The following is an 18,189-nucleotide window of genomic DNA, read 5'->3' as shown; positions in this document are numbered from 1 at the left end:
AAAATGTTAAATGCTAAAGCAAGCACCGGGCCACTTTTCGTCTCCCGAAACACTAACAACAATCTAAAAAAATACTCTTGACTTAACTCGCATAATTCACTTCAAATAGAGCACCAACTTAAAACACGCACAATCATGATTGTCACCTCACGCCTCTTAGAATACCCGCTGCTAGCCATCGCCCCTGGGATGCAAAAAAAACTCGCTAGCGCTAATAATCGGCTAGCAGTCAAGCCTGCTATCACTGCGTACCTTAATTGCTATTTTCACATTGTGGGCATCCATCTTGATGACAATACATTTTCATCTATCGATGAAATTGATGAAACCCTCTACGGACTTGAAGGGTTTTTGCTTTCCACCACAAACTTCACAAATATATTTGTCGCGCAGATACGCACCAAAGCGAAGGTTTTATTAGCTGCGACAATTGGCGTGAAGTGGACCAGAGAGAATCATGGCGTTAAAAATACAATTACAGCAAGACAGCAAGTAAGCGTCAGCTTCTATAAACTTAACGCAAAGTCTGATGCTCTTCTCAGGTATTACTCAGGCTGGTGGATTGAATGCAGAGACGGTAAGATAAAATTCGCAAACCTGATTGATTTTTACGGTTGCTACGGCGAGCAACTTACAGATCAAATCCTAGATCTAATCAAAAGCCATTTAATAAAATTCTCTCATAACACCTGCCATACTAAATTAGTGCATCTAAAGCGAATCACAAAAATGATGTGTACGCTCTATCAAAACAAAGAAAAGTTACTATTACTGCAAGCTGGAAAAAACGTAAACGAATTTGTAGAAATATTGTTTACGAACCTTACATCCTACACTATCTCCAACGGGTTCGATCTCAAAAGCTTCTACTATGGATGGCCTATGACAATAGGGCTATTCAACGACATGCTAACCGGGACGGTAATAATGTCTAAGCCGGAATGGCCGCTGCTGTGCCCTACTTATGCCACCGCATCTGAGCATGACGTAAAAGAAGATCAGACAATTTTCGAGAAAGCATTCATTGATGCACCTTTAACTTTCTCGGACGAGCAAGCTTTCAATTCATTTGAGTCAGCAATAAACGATGAGCTGTCTTTCATCGAGAAGTGCTGCTTTAGTGCGTGCTCAATTGAAATCAACAACTACAATGAGATTACTGAGAACGCAAAGTTAGGGAAAGTCATCTCTAACTTTAGCAAATTAGAATCTCGTAGCGAATTTACCACATACGATGTCTGCCGCACTTGGCTAGAATATAAATACAACATAGCCGATACCGGGATATTCAGCGTCATAACGAAAGGTGAATTTTTTCAGATCGCCAAGCCGCTCAGAGCGAACACATTGCTTCCTTTCATGCATGTCTTGGTACAGCATCACCCGATCATTACCCCGCCGTGGCTCATCGAGTTTGAGCTATTTGATAGTTCTGGTCAGCAGGTTAACTACACGCAGTCAGGTGAGAATTGGATCGCAACAAGCTTCAAGCCTCGCGCAAAAGGTCATGAGCAACAGTCCGTAGTGCTTACAAAGGTCACAAAACAAATTTTTGATGACATCATCCTGCTCACGAAAGATGCTCGTGATTATCTTAAATCAATCGGAGACGACTCATATCGACGGCTATTTCTAAGCGGAGGAAGGGGATTTCAGAAACCAGCGCCTATCGATACTATCGCTCCAGTAGGGAGGATGGATTCTGACATTTTTATGCGTGCGGTGATGGTGGGTAACGTCAGCGAAACCTTTTCTAACGAGCGCGTGGGACGAATCATCAACCGGCTTTCGCTCCGCTCACTGCGTGATGCAGTAGCGATTCAGGTGTTCTTACGAACTATTAGCATGGAAGCCGTTGCCGTGGCATTAGGACATGCGCCTGGGAATGCAGAGTCGGGCGAAGTCTACATTCCTTCCGCCCTTCGTTTTTATATGATGGACCGCTGGATCAGACTCTTCCAGAATGCCATCGTATATGAAGCGATGAAAGACAGCCCTTATCTGCTTCATGCCGTGGACTTTAACACTCTTGAGGAACTCGACGAGTTTCTGCACACACACAAAAAGCATTATAAAGTAATACCAGACAATGAATCCGTCACTCATCAATTTGGCACCGAGTTAAAAGTCGCCGATCATGACCGCATGTATATTGAGCTTAATCTCGCAAAACTAGAGGTTTTATTGTGCATCTATGAGGTTATTTACGCGGCCCTAAAAACCGGTATAGAGATAGTCGCAGCGGCAATGCGATGGTACCCAATCGCAACACTATTATACCGAGCCGTGCATCTTCATAAAGAGGGTACTCTGTCAAGCTACTGCTCACGAAGCGTATTAGCACTGTTTTCCAAAGCTAACCCTAGTGAACAACTCCTGGAAAAGATCAAGGACGTCGTACATGCCTAGCTTATCTGTCGAACAGAGTCAACTAACACCAGAGGCATTGGCGAATTTCAGATCGCTAACTGACGACCCGTTGGACGACGCACGTGCGCTAAGAGATTTTGTATTTTCTCATATGCCAATCGGGAGTAGTTTAACAAAGCCCTATTGGTTTGCACCAGATACCGAGTTCCACATGCCAAGATGGGATTTTATTATCCCAGTTGAGAATCGTCCACCGCTGAATAGAGTCATCGACTTCGATATTGAACTCTATGACGGATCCAACCTACTCGACGCTAAGAACCACAACCTTCTACTAACGTTTGCATATTTTTTCGCTTACCAAATCCACCCACGCTACACCGGCGGTAAGCCTTTTAGCCCTGATGTAGCTTATTTAAATATGACTTGGGCTTTACAGACTGCCGATTGGATTTTATTAAACGGCGAGCGATTCAAAATATGTGAAGTTGGATTATCTCTAATCAATGAGAACAGCGTTCTCAGCCTGCTAGATGCGATCACAAAAAAGCCGATAAGCGAAGCAATTTATGATTATTCCAGCCGCATCACGACATGGATAAAAAAGCGTATCCACGAAGTTCAAGAAGAGCAAGTAGCCAGCGCGATTCACGCTGGCGAATTGTGCTCTGATATTACTGACATTGTGAGAGAGCTGGATCTCACTGATGAGGAAGTTATTCGCGCACGAATACTTTTAAAAAATAGGGGTTTTTATACTTGCGTGTCCGGTGCCCAATCGTTACGCGCAGCACCAATAATCGCTGACATATATAAAAATACCTTCAACGGGCGCAATATAAAACCGGACCACTTCCCTGAACTGGACTTAGGTGAAACGCGATACAGGGGCGAGTTCCCCCCTGTAGAGGTGAGGGCCGTAGCGAATGATGGTGCATCACATCGCAGATTATCATCCTATATTCAGACCTTCCGTAAAATTGGTTTGATCAACGAGTGCTCCACCGGCATCGACAAAGAAATGTTGCAGCGGATCACAAAGGATCGCGTCATAGCGGGGAAAGACTACAAGCAGACAGGTCGTTATCGGACTGCTCCTATTGAGGTAGTACTCCAAGCTCTCCGGAGCAGTATCGAGTTCCCCGTCGTGAACGCTGACTGGATCCTTCAAGAGCTTTACGAGATCATCGAAGCTAAGCTTCAATCCGATGATTATGGCCAAAATTTCCAGGATTTTGCTAGAGGCCGATTTAGTGAGACTTCGCTAGCCCAAGGTGTAAATTACTGGGCGATTCCTAGGTCTGAAACGGGTTACTACGAGAAAGTACGAAGCAATTCGACCCTAGTCGACCTTCATCAAGTGCTGATAGGCTCCATTCATACTGTGATCGGTGCCACTATGGCGAGGCGCAGGGACGAAATCGCATTCTTGGACAGCGAAACATGTTTAGAACCTTCAACCGACCCTAATTTGCCAGAAAACTGTGCAACGCGATATTACCTAGTTTTCAAGGGACAAAAGACTGGAGCTTCAGGGAAGCGCGAAACCTTGAAAAGGCCACTGCTCCGCATAGCCGCATCTTTCATATGGAAGCTAAAAACATTCAATCAGCGCCTTTATACAATAGGGGCTATCAACTCGCCCGGCCGACTATTCAAAAGCATTGGCAGACTTAACGGTACAGTGAGTGAGGGCAACCGCTATAGTCAGTACAACTGTATGAATGCAGCATGTGACTATTTTAAGCTTCCCACCATAATTGATGAAGGCACTGAGAAACGTTACTACATCCGCCAGCATCAACTTAGGCGTTTTTTCGCAATTGCTTTTTTTTGGGGCACAGACAATCCCGATTTCCAAACTCTTAGTTACATGCTGGGACACACAGATGCCAAACTTTTTTACCACTATGTTACTGAGCTTGTAACTGGCCGAATTCTTAAGGAGGCAAAAGCCAACAGGATCCAGGCAAGCCTCACTAAGGGCAACCGTGATATAGCTGGCCTTGACGAGCTTATTGATATGCTTCGCAAAGAGCACAATGTGAGACGAGTTCAGATCAAAACTTACAGCGATATTTTCGGCAGCATGCATGCGATGCACTCCCAAGGTCTCATTCAAACACAACCGGAATTTGATGACTACCTCCGTTCGCATTCTTGTGAAGGTCAGATCTTGGACTATCTTGAACAAGGAAAAATCACGCTGGAACCTGATTTTTTTGAGGTGAAAGATCCGGACGGCAGCACCGTATTTCATTTCAACCTGGCACTTAAGGTAAAGAATCTGTGAGCAGCATAAGACTGATCAGCGTAGAAATTGTCCTTCGTAAGCATGAATTGCTCAAGGACATCTTACAATCCGAGTCGCCCATTAATTCGCATTTATCTTTCCTCGCAAGCCTAGAATCCCAGGCTACCTTTGCAGCATGTTCCTTCCCCGAGATGGTTCTACACGCGATTTCGTTAAATAACCTCAAAAATACCGCCAACGAGATAATCGATGGGGGTTTCGAGTATCTTGATGTTATGCGTAAGGAGGCGTTAATTAAGCTATGCACTCCGGCAAAAGACTCTGATGCCCCGAGATCAGACTCTAAAGTAGAACTAATGAAAAAAACGCAAGCTTTACAGCAGCAACTTACTCAATTGCGTGAGCATAATATGCATCTCACCTATGTCATCCGCGAAATTCAGAGCCGCTATCAAACACTGGCCTCGTTACCGCCAAGCGTGGTCAAAGAGAGACACGCGCTTGACATGAACGAAATATTTTCAATTCTTGCAGGGCTAGGCGTTGTTCTGGAGTACGTTTAAATGTCTCGCTACAAACCACAGGTAGTTAAGTCATTAAGCTCGGACTTCACATTACCGGACACGGTCGATTTTCGAGGAAAACTGACCCACCGTAATGCTCCTGATATTCCATTCGTCACCTCACCTAACGGACACCCCTGCTTCTTCGGGAATTTATATATCCTTCACCTGTACGATCAAAATTACTCAATCGTGGATGGTGGTGGCAGTCTAACCGAGTTTGCAAATCAGATGTCTCTTCTTCTGAACTTCGTCTACGACAGCCAGATCAATCTCTTGGAGATGACAGACTCACGCTTCAAAAATTTTAGAAATTGGCTTAGGGCCCGCCGCTACCGTGGCAGAAAAACTGGAGTTCGGCGAATCAATCGAATACTGCTATTTAACTTGGAGTTCCTTCATTTTGTAGGGAGGTCAGTTGGCCAACCTGAGTTTGTGAGCGCGACGGGGGTAATCAAAGCGGAGCGAATCATCAAGGTTTCTAGAAGGCGTGTATCCGGCGCACCCGTATTAATCTACACCTGGTCACACTCTTGCTTGCTTGAAGACGATGGAAGATCTCGAACTGGGCATGCCATGGGTGATGATACGCTCGAAAAGCTGAAAGCTCAGATTGATACGATCAAAAATGGGTTCATCAGACGGCGTACTCAAGTCTTAGTTATGCTGCTTGAACATACAGGGGGACGGCGTGCCGAGGCAGGCAATTTTCTGGTATCAAAGATAAGGATGGCTATGGCAACCAACGAACTTCAGCCCCATGTCACGATGCAGTCCAGGAAAGGTTTGAGAAACGCTACACGTGAGATTCCTGTTGATCGGCATGTTTTAGAAGATGTGTGGGATTTCATCGAGACTGAGCGCCGAACTCTGCTTCATATCAAAAAAATCCCTGAGCTTTCCTGTGATATGCTATTCATCAGCGAGAGAACGGGGCAACCGCTTTCGATTAAGTATATCACTACGACTTTTAACAAGCTCAAAAAAGCCGCAGGGATTACTGAAAAGGCTCATGCCCACCAACTTCGCCACCTGTATATTTCGAAGAAATTTGAAGAGCTTGTACTCGATGCTATTGGCGCCAGTACCAGCCCGCTACGTTCTCTTGATACGATAATGGCCGCAGTGGCTTGGGAGATCATGCAATACTCAGGGCACAAAGATCGTGCTTCGCTTGACACTTACGTCAAGACTATCAAAAGCAAGCTCTTCAATATGCTGGTCGAGCGAGCCACTAATGTTAAACAACTAAAGCCAGCTTTGAATACGGCTATAAACTCTCTCATGGAAGAAACATCTGAAATGACTCCTGAAGAACTCGAAGAATTTCTTGAATTGAAGATCGCCGCCATTCGTGCATCTAAAAATTCCTGACTCCTACCGAATGCAGCTCTCTGGAGTTCTCGGCGCGCCCGCGGCAACCTGTAGAGTGCGGGTAGATAATAGTTTTACTACCTGCATTCGCAGAAAAACGGCCTATGGGTTGGGCGGTCCTCTTCACGCAGCATCGTAACCGCGTAATTACATCTGCTTGACGTCGCGGAGCCTGCCTAGCTCCACGAACGGAATATAAGCTACGTGTCCAGGATCAGTTCTATCCACTCCCGAGCCGTCCCAGTAAGCCGTTTACCCCGAACAACTGCGTCACCTCCAATGCTGGTCAGCCGCGTTAGTGACGTTCGCAGCAATACGCAGCTTCTCTGCTGCAACTTCTTCAATAGAACGCGCAACTTCACATTGGCCGACACGGGGACATGGTATGTCGACCCCCACATCGCCTTCGGGTTGCCAGACAAACACCTCTCCCAGGCCCGCCTGTTGAACGTGATAGTACTGATAGGCCAACTCTAGGTTTTGTACGAAAAGTCGGCGAGCGAAGGTCAGGCAAGGCAAAAACAGACGAGGAAGCGGAATCTACGTGTTGTAAATGAGCATTCCGAGCCTGTTTTTAACGCAGCATCACCGAGCGCAGCCACTTTACGTACAGAGCCTAACACTCAGTCCCTAATCAGCTGAACTGATCGTTGAAAGCCGTGTGCGCGTGGTGATCGCGTCTAGATATGGCCGCCAACTCTGGCTTTGAGAGTCCAGTCAGTTTCGAAACATTCTCTCGCGGTCCCGACATGAGTCTCAACCAGTCGACGACGCATGTCTGGGTCATCGTCAAAGGCGGCAATCCAGATACTGAAAAAACCAGATTCCTTAGCCAAGTTGACCAGTGCTTCCCGATAGTCGTCATTATCGTTACGTTTTAGCCTGACGCGCATGTCTTGGGCAAGCTTCCACTTCTCTTCACGATCCAGGTAGCGCTTATCTCGGTCGGTGGGCTGTTTCTCCGCAGGCTGGCCAGGATGGCGATCCAACCCTACGAGGTCTATAAGAGCAGCCGCCTTTGGCACAACCATCGGATCAAGCCCTGACGCAGGTTCGACTAGCCCACCTTCTCTGTATTCGATGGCCGTTAGGGTGTTGTCTTTGTCCGGCCATAAAAAGTCTTGATCGTTTGTCGGCGTATGCCCCTTCGTTGAGTTGCAGTTAACGCATCCAAGAAGAAAATTGGTCCAATCGGTCGCACGCGCAGCGTCGGAATTCTTCGGAGAAACATGCTCTACAGCTAGTAGCGCAGGGAAACGACGTTCGCAGTAACTACAATACCGACCAAAGCAATCTTCTAGATCTCCAATTGCATCCTGATACTTCCCATAAACATTCGGTGCGAGCCCCCTTGTAACAGGCCTCATTGGGCGTTGCCCTCCATCATCAGTACTTTAAGCAAGGCGTGTACAGCGGGGTCTGAGGTAAATGGTTCGCTCGCCTCCCGGTATGATTTTTCAGCGTCGCGCAAATCGGCTGGGGCCACCTGCTTCGCGTCCACCGCTTTCAGCTCTAGGAGTGTGAAGTACCGTTTCGCAGCAATACCTAGTATCTCTGCTCGCACACTACGTTGAGGTTGGGAAATACCCTGAATATCTTCTGCGATATCTTCGAGACTATTACCCCCGTCCAAAAGCCTCACTGCTGAATGCGGCTCAATAAAGGTTATCCGTTGGCGACCGGCCGCCTGAATCACAAACGGCGAGTGAGTGGTGGCGATGAACTGGCAGTTGGGAAACAGATCCTCCAATGCTGGAACAATTCGGCGTTGCCACTTAGGATGAAGATGTACGTCTATTTCATCAATAAGGATGATCGCCTCACCGTCACCAAATGCATCGCTGGGGCGATTGACAGACAGCTGTCTTCCAATGTCAACGAATAGCGAAAAAAGCCGCTGCTCGCCGTCGGAAAGCTGCTTGAGACTGAGCGTGCCTATTTTACGCCTTAGAAGGATTCGAGGAGTGAGTCTTACTTCCAATGAACACGATAAAAGGAACTCTCGCATGGCCTCTGACGAAATCTTCATGCCTTCCCAAATCTCACGCAGATTGGGGAGGTTTCTGTCGTCGCGCTTATGCTCAGGCGTCTCGGGTGTTAGGAGAAGCTTTGCTTGATCAGGCCAATCAAAGGGCCGCTTTCGCCTTTGTATCTGGGCCTCTTGGAACCTGCGCAAAGCAAAATTTCGTGCCTGCTTTTGCGTATCTTCATCCAGACCCCCGTTCTTTTCTGCTCCCTTCGGAGGTACGAGAGAGCAGTCATAGGGCTCGAAGTGCCAATAGAAGTCATTCATATCAGGAGAAAATGTTGACAGTACTTTTCCAACAAACTCTTTTACCGACCGACTGTTCCCGAACCGGCGCTCGTCAACTTCCGCTGAGCCGTGAGAGAAATCCCTCTCAATCGCGTATAAAAATTCTTCATCGCTCCGAAATTGATCGCTGCCGCCCTCCCGGACCTTGGTGGCACGTCTCATCTTCATCGCGGAACAGATGGCTTCATTCGATGAGTAGAGCAGAATCAATGGAAGATTACCTCGACGAGCTGAGCGATTAGCACGCTGCCAAAGCGTCTTCTGAAACCTAAATTGGTCCAGCTGGTCGTCCGAGGATTGAACTACCGCAGTAACCTCCGCTCGATCCGCGCGCAATCGAATATCATCGTCTTCCAATCTTGGGCGGCGCCCCAGTTGCCGTGTGCTACCCAATGCGGCGAGCAGCCCGCGAAGGATCGTTGTTTTGCCGGCTCCATTCTCACCTACTAGCAAGTTGAAGCCGGGTTGAAACTCGAAAGTTCGTTTTTCGAACTGCCGAACATTGGTCAAGGTCAGACTGTGTAAATGCATAGTGGCGACAGGCCCCAGTTCTTCTGGTGTATCGAAAATTCAGTAACGCCTTTCGCTCCGCTTCAGGCATCACCGATGCGTACGTGAATTTGATCGAAGGTCGTCCCAACTGCCTACGGCTGGTTGCCTGGCCTTTTACCAGGTGGGCATTCGGCGGATTGCCTTCAGCGCTCGCGAGACGCTGATCGCAGCTCGGAGATACCCGAGCGGATGCCGCTAAGGATTCCGTATGCGCCCCAAGGCATACCTAACGTTCCAGTTACCTCCAATGGTGCACTATGGCACACATTCGAGCATGTCCAGGGGGTGCAATTTCATTCGAACGGAACTCCCGATGAATGCCCTTCGTTCCTGTCACAGGTTCCTGAACAGGTTGTCTCATCACTATGCACCAATCTTGATTACCTCCCCCTGCGGCAGAGGTCTCGGAAGTGGAGTTCGAGGATTTAGAGATCTTTTAAAAATGAAGCTCGCTGACCTTCGTAAAGCTTGAGATGGCTAGCCGGGAAACGGCCTGAAAGGAATCGAGGAAAGGGCTAAGGAATGTCCCAAATTAATGACCCCAAAGCTGACTTTCGCATCGTCTTTCTGTCAAAGCACCGCTTGGTACGGTAGGCTCGCTACCTATCGATGTGCCTGAACCTGACGCGGTGGCACGAGCAGCTTGAGGTCCTGAATGATAGTTTCTGAAATGTCCCCGTCCGGTTTATTTGATGTGGATCGCAGCCACCTCTCGGGTGCAGTAGAAGCGCTTGCAAGTCGTGGTGGGCTGGAGGAGCTAGGCGCTTTCTACACCCGCCCAGAAGTCGTTGACTTCATGCTAGACCTGTGCGGCTACACGGACAATGCACCCTTACACGAGTACAGGGTGCTTGAACCTTCTTGCGGGGGCGGCAGCTTCCTCATTCCGGTTGTAGAACGGCTACTTTCCGCATGGAGTAACGTCAGCACCTGCCCGCCTACCATCAACGATCTACAAGGTGCAATTCGGGCAGTAGAGCTACACAGTGCTACCTTTGCGAAAACCCGTGCAGCGGTTATAGAAAAGCTATCCGCCGCAGGCATGGAACCATCTGAGGCGTCTGGGTTAGCAAATCTCTGGATGACTCAGGATGACTTTCTTCTCTGTGAACTAGAGGGAAGTTTTGATTTTGTAATTGGTAACCCCCCTTATGTCAGGCAGGAACTAATACAGCCAATCCTGTTGAGTGAATATCGGCGTCGATATAAAACACTTTATGATCGCGCAGATCTATATGTTCCATTTATAGAACGGTCATTAAGCTTACTCTCGAAAAAAGGTTCTTTAACATTTATCTGCGCTGACCGCTGGATGAAAAATCGCTACGGCGGCCCACTCCGCAATATGGTAGATAAAGATTTCAATCTAAAATACTATATCGATATGTATGACTGCCCCGCATTTTACTCCGAGGTTGTCGCTTATCCGGCCATTACCACGATAATTAGAGAAAAATCGGGACCCACTCGTATTTATCATCGGCCGAATATCAGCGTTGAAAGCTTAAAATTATTGTCAGATGCACTTCGTGCGGAGAAGCCGAGTACAGGGATTAAGGAAATCACCGGTGTGATGTCAGGGGTAGAACCATGGCTTTTGGAGTCATCTGACCAAATGGCCATCATACGGAGATTGGAAACTATTTTTCCTGCTTTAGAGGACGCTGGATGCAAGGTAGGGATCGGAGTTGCAACTGGTGCTGACAAAGTTTTTATAGGCGATTACGCCGCCTTGGAGGTTGAGCCTAGCCGAAAATTACCGCTGGTAACAACCAAAGATATTCGCTCGGGAACCGTGAATTGGACGGGCCAAGGAGTAATCAACCCTTACCGAGACGAAGGTGGGTTGGTAGACCTGAAAAACTATCCTTTACTTGAAAAGTATCTGGAGAGGCATCGGGATATTATATTAGGAAGGCACTGCGCGCAGAAGAATCCGGCACAGTGGTATAAAACTATTGATCGTATTACACCGTCAATCGCACTAAAGCCTAAACTGTTGATACCAGATATTAAAGGCGAAGCTCATATTGTCTATGAAGAAGGGCGTCTTTACCCCCATCATAATTTATATTATATAACGTCCGACTCTTGGAATCTTCACGCGTTACAGGCGGTTTTGCTTTCTGCCGTGACCCGCTTATTCATCGCAACATATTCAACGAAAATGCGCGGGGGATTTCTGAGGTTTCAGGCGCAGTATCTTAGAAGGATAAGGTTGCCCATCTGGGCAGAGATTTCTAAGGAAATGAAGACACAGTTAATCGCAGCTGGCATTAGTAGAGACATTAACAAGTGTAACTCGGCAGTCTTTGAGCTTTACTCTCTAACGAACGAAGAAAAATCAGTGCTAGGAGGCACGAATTAATGTCTTTAGATTTGGCGAATTATGAACAGCTAGCTTCGGAAGCCGTTAGAGCTTTCTGGGGTAACCGGACCGCTGCCCGAGCTAAGCAAATAGAAGCGGGTGTTCTGGATCAAGGTGAGAGAGCGGGTGTAACAGGCGGCAAAAACATGGATGGTTTTATGGTTTTGCTGCTTGAACTACTTCGAGCAAACGGCTTATCACATGCAGAAATACATCAAAGTAGAGCCGTCCTAACGCTGCCTGGTTATTTTCGTCCTACAAAACTATGGGATCTAATCGTGATATACAAGGGCGAGTTAATTGCGGCCATTGAGTTAAAGAGTCAAGTTGGTCCATCATTCGGTAACAATTTTAATAATCGGACAGAGGAAGCGATTGGAACGGCACATGACCTATGGGTCGCTTATAGGGAAGGAGCATTTGGCCAGCAAATGCGTCCGTTTATAGGTTGGTTGATGCTAGTCGAGGACGAACCTAAATCGCGCTCCCCGGTGCGTGATGCGTCGCCTCATTTCCCTGTATTTCGTGAGTTCCAAGGAGCTTCATATTTGAAACGATATGATGTCCTTTGCCAACGACTGGTGCAAGAGCAATTGTACACGACGACTGCCTTGATCACGTCGCCCCGTTCCGCCGTAGACAGCGGAGAATATGGTGCCATGTCCGCGTTGACTAGTTTAAACACGTTCGTCACTACCTTCGCTGGGCATATCGCAATGACCGCTGCTAGGTTTCAGCGGGCTTGGTAGAGTTTAGCCCTGTAGGCAGTACCTTATGCCAAGTTTATGGGTAAACATGTTGTTTTAAGAACGCGCCCAGTAGATGTCTATTGGGTTTCGTCAATTGGGTTAACAGATCATATATCGTGTAAAAAAGTGCAGGCAGTCAGACGGAGGAATTCTCTGGCCATTTTTGGGCGTTAACGCAGAGCGAATGCTTCAATTGTTTTGTCATGCAGGACCATCAGCTGCACAGCCTTTGGGCATACACAGCTGGTTTTGCTTGGATTAGCTTTGGATATGATGAAGACATAGTGCAGCCCACTCTGATATCTTACTCGGATACTAGGCGTACTTTTTAGGCGTACATCGCCAGTGCTCTAAATACAAAGGAATGTGCCAATGTACCTTTCAAAAACAACGTTAGTAAACTACCGAAATTTTGAAAGAGCGCGGTTTATTTTTGGAAAAGGCGTTAACACCATAATCGGTGAAAACGGTTCGGGAAAAAGCAATCTATTCCGGGCGATAAGGTTGTTATTAGACGCCAACATTTATAGATCAGCATACGCAATGGAGGAAACAGATTTCTTCAGAACGAAAGAATGCTGGAAAGGACATTGGATAATAATAAGTTTAGAATTCGATGAAGTTGATCAAAATGAGGCAATTCAGTCTCTATTTTTGCATCGGGGCGCAGTTGTTGATGGTAGTAAAGTAGGTAAAGCAACCTATAATTTGATATTTCGCCCGAATCAATCTATCAGAATGAGACTCTCAGAGTTAGCTCCAGGGGATAATGATTCGCTAAGGGAACTTCAGGCGCAAATTTCAATAACTGATTATGAGTCCTATTTTACGGGTCGAAGCATTGCTGATTTTGCTGATGTAGCGGTATATCGAAATATAGTGGGAGATTTTAAGAAGGTAACGTTCCCAGCAGTTTCATCGCACCTCATCGGTTCGCCGATACCAAATCAGCTATCTGTAGCAAAAGAAGTTTCGTTCACTTTTGTTAAGGCTTTAAGAGACGTGGTATCAGATTTCTCTGGAAATAGACAAAATCCGTTGCTTAATTTGCTGAAACGTAAAAGTGAAGAGATTAATATTGAAAAATACAAGCTGATAACTGATAAAGTCAAGGCTCTAAATGCTGATATTGAAATTTTACCCGATGTTCAAGATGTTCGTTTTGATATTATAGATACGATAGCCGAAACGGCAGGTGAGGCGTATGCACCCGCAGCGCTTCATATAAAATCAGATTTACCGACTGAAGCCGAAAAGTTATTCCAGTCACTCAAGCTATTTGTTGGTGAAAATGACGAAAGCTACTCTGGCGATATTTCGGAATTAAGTTTGGGCGGTGCAAACTTAATATATTTAACCCTGAAACTATTAGAGTTCAAGTATCAACGAAAAAAAGAGTCAGTAGCTAATTTTTTAATAATCGAAGAGCCTGAAGCGCATATCCACACGCACATACAAAAGACTTTGTTCGGTAATATACAATACGAAAACACTCAGATTATTTATTCGACACATTCGACTCATATATCAGAAGCTAGCAATATAGAAAAAGTAAACGTCCTTGCTAGAAAGGGTAGATTGTGCGAGTCGTATCAACCCGCTACAGGGCTTGATCCAAAGGAAATTAGAAACCTACAACGGTATCTGGATGCAACCAGAAGTAGTTTGCTCTTCGCCAAGGGTGTCATACTCATAGAAGGCGATGCCGAAGAAATTATGATCCCGGCCCTTGTGAGGGAAGTGCTAGGTATCAGTTTGGACGAGCTGGGAATCAGTTTAATTAACATCAGAAGCACTGGGTTTGAAAACGTAGCTTGTGTCTTTCATAAGTCTAGAATTAGGCGCTACTGTAGTATTATCACTGATCTTGATGCAGCTATCGCGAACACGGATAAAGACGATCTTGATAACCCTGCACTGGTAAGATATAAGAAAAAAATGGCTGCCTCTCAAAAAGCTGGGGTGGCACGTAAAGTCCGTCTGGACAATTTTTGTAAAGGTAATATTTATTTAAGTGTTCACTATGCAAGCCATACGTTTGAAGTCGACTTTATAAAAAGCGGCAATGAGGAAGAGGTCCATGATGTTGTTGATGAAATTTACCAAGACGATGACACCAAGGTTCTTTCCAGAGAAGAGATTATGTCCGGAAGGGTCTCTGTCTATGGCAAGCGCGCTCTAACTATGGCGACTTACGCTGGCAAGGGCTGGTTTGCCATTCAACTTGCCGATAAAATCAGCCCTTGTACTACCATCCCAGACTATATCCTAAATGCTATATTTGATGCGCAGCCAAGTATATCTGACAGCTTGAGGCTTCGAATTTTACAGTACAGAATTAGCACTTTTAAACGGTTTAACTACTTTCAGGACTTTGCAGCAGCCGTATATGAGGCTGAAGAGCAAATCCAGGCTTTAGAAGATGGAATTATAGACTACGAAAACTTAATTAATGCTTTGGAACTGTTTTTTCCAACTGATAAATTGATACAAAAACTTGTGGGCCTTTAGTATGGACCAGTTCAGCCTCTTGAAACTAAATGACGAGCAAATTCTCGCGGCAAACTATCCAGGAAGTGTTTTTCTAACGGCATGCCCCGGCAGCGGTAAAACAAGGACTCTTACATACAAGATTGCCGTCGAATTACAAAAAATCTCCTCGCACCGAGAATTTTTAGTCGCCATTACTTATACCCATAGGGCTGCTGATGAGATAATGGAACGCGTAGAAAATTTAGGCTTGGAAACCAAGCAGCTGTGGGTGGGCACTATCCATTCATTTTGTCTGGAGTGGATCTTGAAGCCGTACTCAATATATGTGCCTCGTTTGCAATCAGGATTCAATCTTATAAATCAGCCAGATGCTGATGCGATACTTGATGATATTTGCAAAGATCTTAATGGACCTAAAATCACTTCTTTAGACTGTGGCTATTTTTTTCAAAATGACAAGCCCGTCCCTATCAGTTCCGACAAGGAAAAGCATGAGAGTATAAAGCTGGTTTTGAAAAAATATTTCAGGACTTTGCGCAAAACTAGAAAAATAGATTTTGAGTTGATTCTATATTTTGCCGCTAAACTTTTGAGAGAGCACCCGCCGATAGCTTCAGCACTGTCAGCATTATTTCGTTTAGTACTTATAGATGAGTACCAAGATACTAAAGAAATTCAGTATCAAATAGTTTGTTCTATTTTTAAAGCTGGCTTGGGCAAAACAAAGGCATTCATTGTAGGAGACCCAAATCAAGCAATTTTCAAAACACTTGGCGGGTATCCAATCGAAGTTCAGCACTTCCGTGAATTATCCGGGTTGGCGATTACAGAGCTTTCATTGGTTCAGAATTACAGATCATCCAGTAAGATTATTGATTATTACGCTCACTTCAGTTTGAGCAACGTCAATGTGGTCGCTGCTTCTGAAGACAAGGATTACCCGAGTCTGATTACGTACAACACTACGATTTCAGCGAAATTCGTTGAAGACGAGATAGTGAGGCTTGTTAGGTACAGTATGAATGATTTAAATATTCAACAAAGCCAGATCTGTATCATAGGTCCCCAGTGGCAGTCTCTAGCCCAATTAACTCGCAGATTAATGGCTCGCCTTCCCCAATGCGATTTTGACGGTCCGGGCATGGTGCCATTTGGACGGGAATTAGATAATTTCTGGTACAAATTGAGTAAGATTTGCTTGTCCGAGCCCGCCCCTGATATGTATATCAGGCGGCTTCGCTGGTCATCCGAGGTACTCAGTGCATTAAACATTGAAGGATTCAAATGCTCCCACTCTAAAAGCGAATTACTGAAGCTTTTGAATAAAATTAAAATTCATGAAAAAAAAGGCATGGCATATTTAACGTCTTACTTTGAAGAGTTCTTATGCGCGATGAAAATAGATATTGATCATTTCCCAGGCCTAAAAAATCATTATCTTTCTTTTTTTGAACACGCAAATCGAAAAATCGAAAGAGCAAAAAAAGATGGAAATGAGCTTCTTGAAAATATCGAAAGTTTTAAGCGCGTTTTTCGACCCCGTACAGGGATAACTATCTCAACTATTCATGGAGTTAAAGGTGCCGAATTTGATAACATCATCGCGTATTCTCTGTTGCAAGGCGTGGTTCCCCACTATAAAGATCCGGAGCAGTTGCAAAGTGCGAATAAATTGCTTTATGTCATAATGTCTAGAGCACGTAAAAATATTTTTTTAATTTCTGAGGCGGGAAAAAGAAACCCGCCCACTTTCATTCTGAAAAACTATAATCATCAGTACTCCCTACCTTTTTAGCGTGTTTGAATTTTTGATCTTATTACCTATATTTTAAACGTTCGCGAAATCAAGCTACGGCTTTGAAATACCAGTTGGTGTCCATAGATGCTTGGTTCAGCATTCTATAATTAAAGATTAGCTTTAGATCGGCTGCTTAATTGCGGAGAGGTAAGCAATGTGCAAAATATGCACATTGCCTAAACTTAAGGGGGCTGGCTCCCTCAGTAAATCAACTTCATATCATCAGAGCGGCGCTGTTGCAGTCGCTGGTCAATTCGATTAGGGACCCGATGTCATTCTGGCTGGACTGCACGGCAGCTGTTGGCCGGTTTTTTTCTTTCGTCATAGGCAGCTTTGGGTCGACAGGCGTCTATTGCGACTGGCGACACCAGACCCAACCACGCCCTTCACACCAGTCGACTGTCGACCAATGCTGGGGGATCGGCATTGTCTACTAGAGGACCGTGACTGCTCGTATTGACAAGCCAAGGATTGGCCGTGACGTTGTCAATGTGATATCACATTCATTTCGATACTCGTTGGCAGAGAATATGAAAATAACTATCACCTCATTAACAGTCTTTATCTTGAGGAGGTATAGCCCAGCTCTTTGAGACCACAGAGCACGCCAGGTGGCAATTTCTTAAGCCTACCATAAATGATGACAGATCCGATGCAGGCGATAACCGCTGCTATTACCCAGTACCAGATCATGCTCGCCACTCTAGCAGCCTTACACAAAATAGAATCCAAGCTTTTCAATATTGGAAGATACTCAGTTATTGCATTCCCCCAAATTGCAAACAGTGTTAATACTGTGGCAAGGAGGATTATGAAAGAAACGCAGCACCAATTAAAAATTTTTGCTTTTGAATTTCTTTTGCGAATAATTTCTCCATCATCATCAGAAATGGTTTCAAATGTGAAATCCGAGATTTCAAGGACATCAGACGCTATGCGAGCATCTGCTTGATTCCACGCGATGTTCCCTATTTGGGAGGAAACGTATTGCCCAAATATACGTTTAAAAAAGAAGGGAGGTTCTAGTTCGTGTTTAATAAATTTAAGTGCGGCGGCGTCTTTGAACACCAGTGCGCTTTTAACCTGAAATCCTATAGTGGGGCTGTCTAGAATACCAGGCGCTAAGCGCATCGCGTACACCCGCCCCCCTGTTCTGACCCTAAATGTCCCGCTTGAAAAATCTGATACCGGGCTTTTGGAAAGGTGAATAAGCACCGGTTTATTTTTTTGCTCTTCAAACTTACTCATTTACCCTACCGTTAAACGTGCCAAAATGTATTTTTGATTTGGATTGATGATTTTCTACGAGCGCCGTTAGCCTAGGCACGAAGAATTCAGTCAGGAACGACGGCAC

General features: G+C 45.5%; 11 protein-coding genes. 8 read left to right on the top strand and 3 right to left on the bottom strand.

The genetic code is table 11. The annotated features are described in order from the left end of the window. Window positions 1-135: 135 nt before the first annotated feature. From BFP93_RS20865 to BFP93_RS27805, 4 genes are read left to right on the top strand one after another with little or no spacing between them, the layout of a single operon-like run. Entirely contained in the window at window positions 136-2,409 is a 2,274-nt protein-coding gene (locus tag BFP93_RS20865) for a hypothetical protein (RefSeq protein WP_065894745.1), read from the top strand. Then, window positions 2,402-4,663, top strand: a complete 2,262-nt coding sequence (locus BFP93_RS20860) for a hypothetical protein (RefSeq protein ID WP_065894742.1) — start codon at window positions 2,402-2,404, stop codon at window positions 4,661-4,663. Before BFP93_RS20865 ends, BFP93_RS20860 begins: the two co-directional genes overlap by 8 nt. Beyond that, the gene (locus tag BFP93_RS20855) at window positions 4,660-5,187 is read left to right on the top strand and encodes a hypothetical protein (RefSeq protein ID WP_065894741.1); all 528 of its coding nucleotides are present in this window, start codon (window positions 4,660-4,662) and stop codon (window positions 5,185-5,187) included. The genes BFP93_RS20860 and BFP93_RS20855 overlap by 4 nt, the downstream gene beginning before the upstream one ends. Further along, window positions 5,188-6,561, top strand: a complete 1,374-nt coding sequence (locus BFP93_RS27805; protein ID WP_083205704.1) for a site-specific integrase — start codon at window positions 5,188-5,190, stop codon at window positions 6,559-6,561. Between the two features lie 680 nt (window positions 6,562-7,241). On the opposite strand, the gene BFP93_RS20840 is transcribed toward BFP93_RS27805, so the two are convergent. Next, the gene (locus tag BFP93_RS20840) at window positions 7,242-7,928 is read right to left on the bottom strand and encodes an HNH endonuclease (RefSeq protein ID WP_065894737.1); all 687 of its coding nucleotides are present in this window, start codon (window positions 7,926-7,928) and stop codon (window positions 7,242-7,244) included. After that, window positions 7,925-9,406, bottom strand: a complete 1,482-nt coding sequence (locus BFP93_RS20835; RefSeq protein WP_065894735.1) for an AAA family ATPase — start codon at window positions 9,404-9,406, stop codon at window positions 7,925-7,927. The genes BFP93_RS20840 and BFP93_RS20835 overlap by 4 nt, the downstream gene beginning before the upstream one ends. 676 nt (window positions 9,407-10,082) lie before the next feature. On the opposite strand from BFP93_RS20835, the gene BFP93_RS20830 reads away from it, so the two are divergent. The 4 genes from BFP93_RS20830 (at window position 10,083) to BFP93_RS20815 (ending at window position 16,832) form a co-directional block, all read left to right on the top strand. Further along, the gene (locus BFP93_RS20830; RefSeq protein ID WP_256095232.1) at window positions 10,083-11,795 is read left to right on the top strand and encodes an Eco57I restriction-modification methylase domain-containing protein; all 1,713 of its coding nucleotides are present in this window, start codon (window positions 10,083-10,085) and stop codon (window positions 11,793-11,795) included. Next, window positions 11,795-12,544 (top strand): PaeR7I family type II restriction endonuclease, encoded by a 750-nt coding sequence (locus BFP93_RS20825; RefSeq protein WP_065894733.1) that lies wholly within the window; start codon window positions 11,795-11,797, stop codon window positions 12,542-12,544. Before BFP93_RS20830 ends, BFP93_RS20825 begins: the two co-directional genes overlap by 1 nt. Window positions 12,545-12,916: 372 nt before the next feature. Beyond that, window positions 12,917-15,055, top strand: a complete 2,139-nt coding sequence (locus BFP93_RS20820; protein WP_065894731.1) for an ATP-dependent nuclease — start codon at window positions 12,917-12,919, stop codon at window positions 15,053-15,055. Between the two features lies 1 nt (window position 15,056). Further along, window positions 15,057-16,832, top strand: coding sequence for a UvrD-helicase domain-containing protein (locus tag BFP93_RS20815; protein ID WP_065894729.1), 1,776 nt, complete (start codon window positions 15,057-15,059; stop codon window positions 16,830-16,832). 564 nt (window positions 16,833-17,396) lie between these two features. Here BFP93_RS20815 and BFP93_RS20810 read toward each other — a convergent pair. Beyond that, window positions 17,397-18,083: a hypothetical protein gene (locus BFP93_RS20810; RefSeq protein ID WP_141687996.1), complete on the bottom strand. Its 687-nt coding sequence runs from the start codon at window positions 18,081-18,083 to the stop codon at window positions 17,397-17,399. Window positions 18,084-18,189 lie beyond the last annotated feature (106 nt).

Source organism: Pseudomonas sp. 44 R 15, assembly GCF_900004965.1.
GTDB classification, from domain to species: domain Bacteria; phylum Pseudomonadota; class Gammaproteobacteria; order Pseudomonadales; family Pseudomonadaceae; genus Aquipseudomonas; species Aquipseudomonas orientalis_A.
This window is presented reverse-complemented; position numbering and strand designations above follow the sequence as displayed.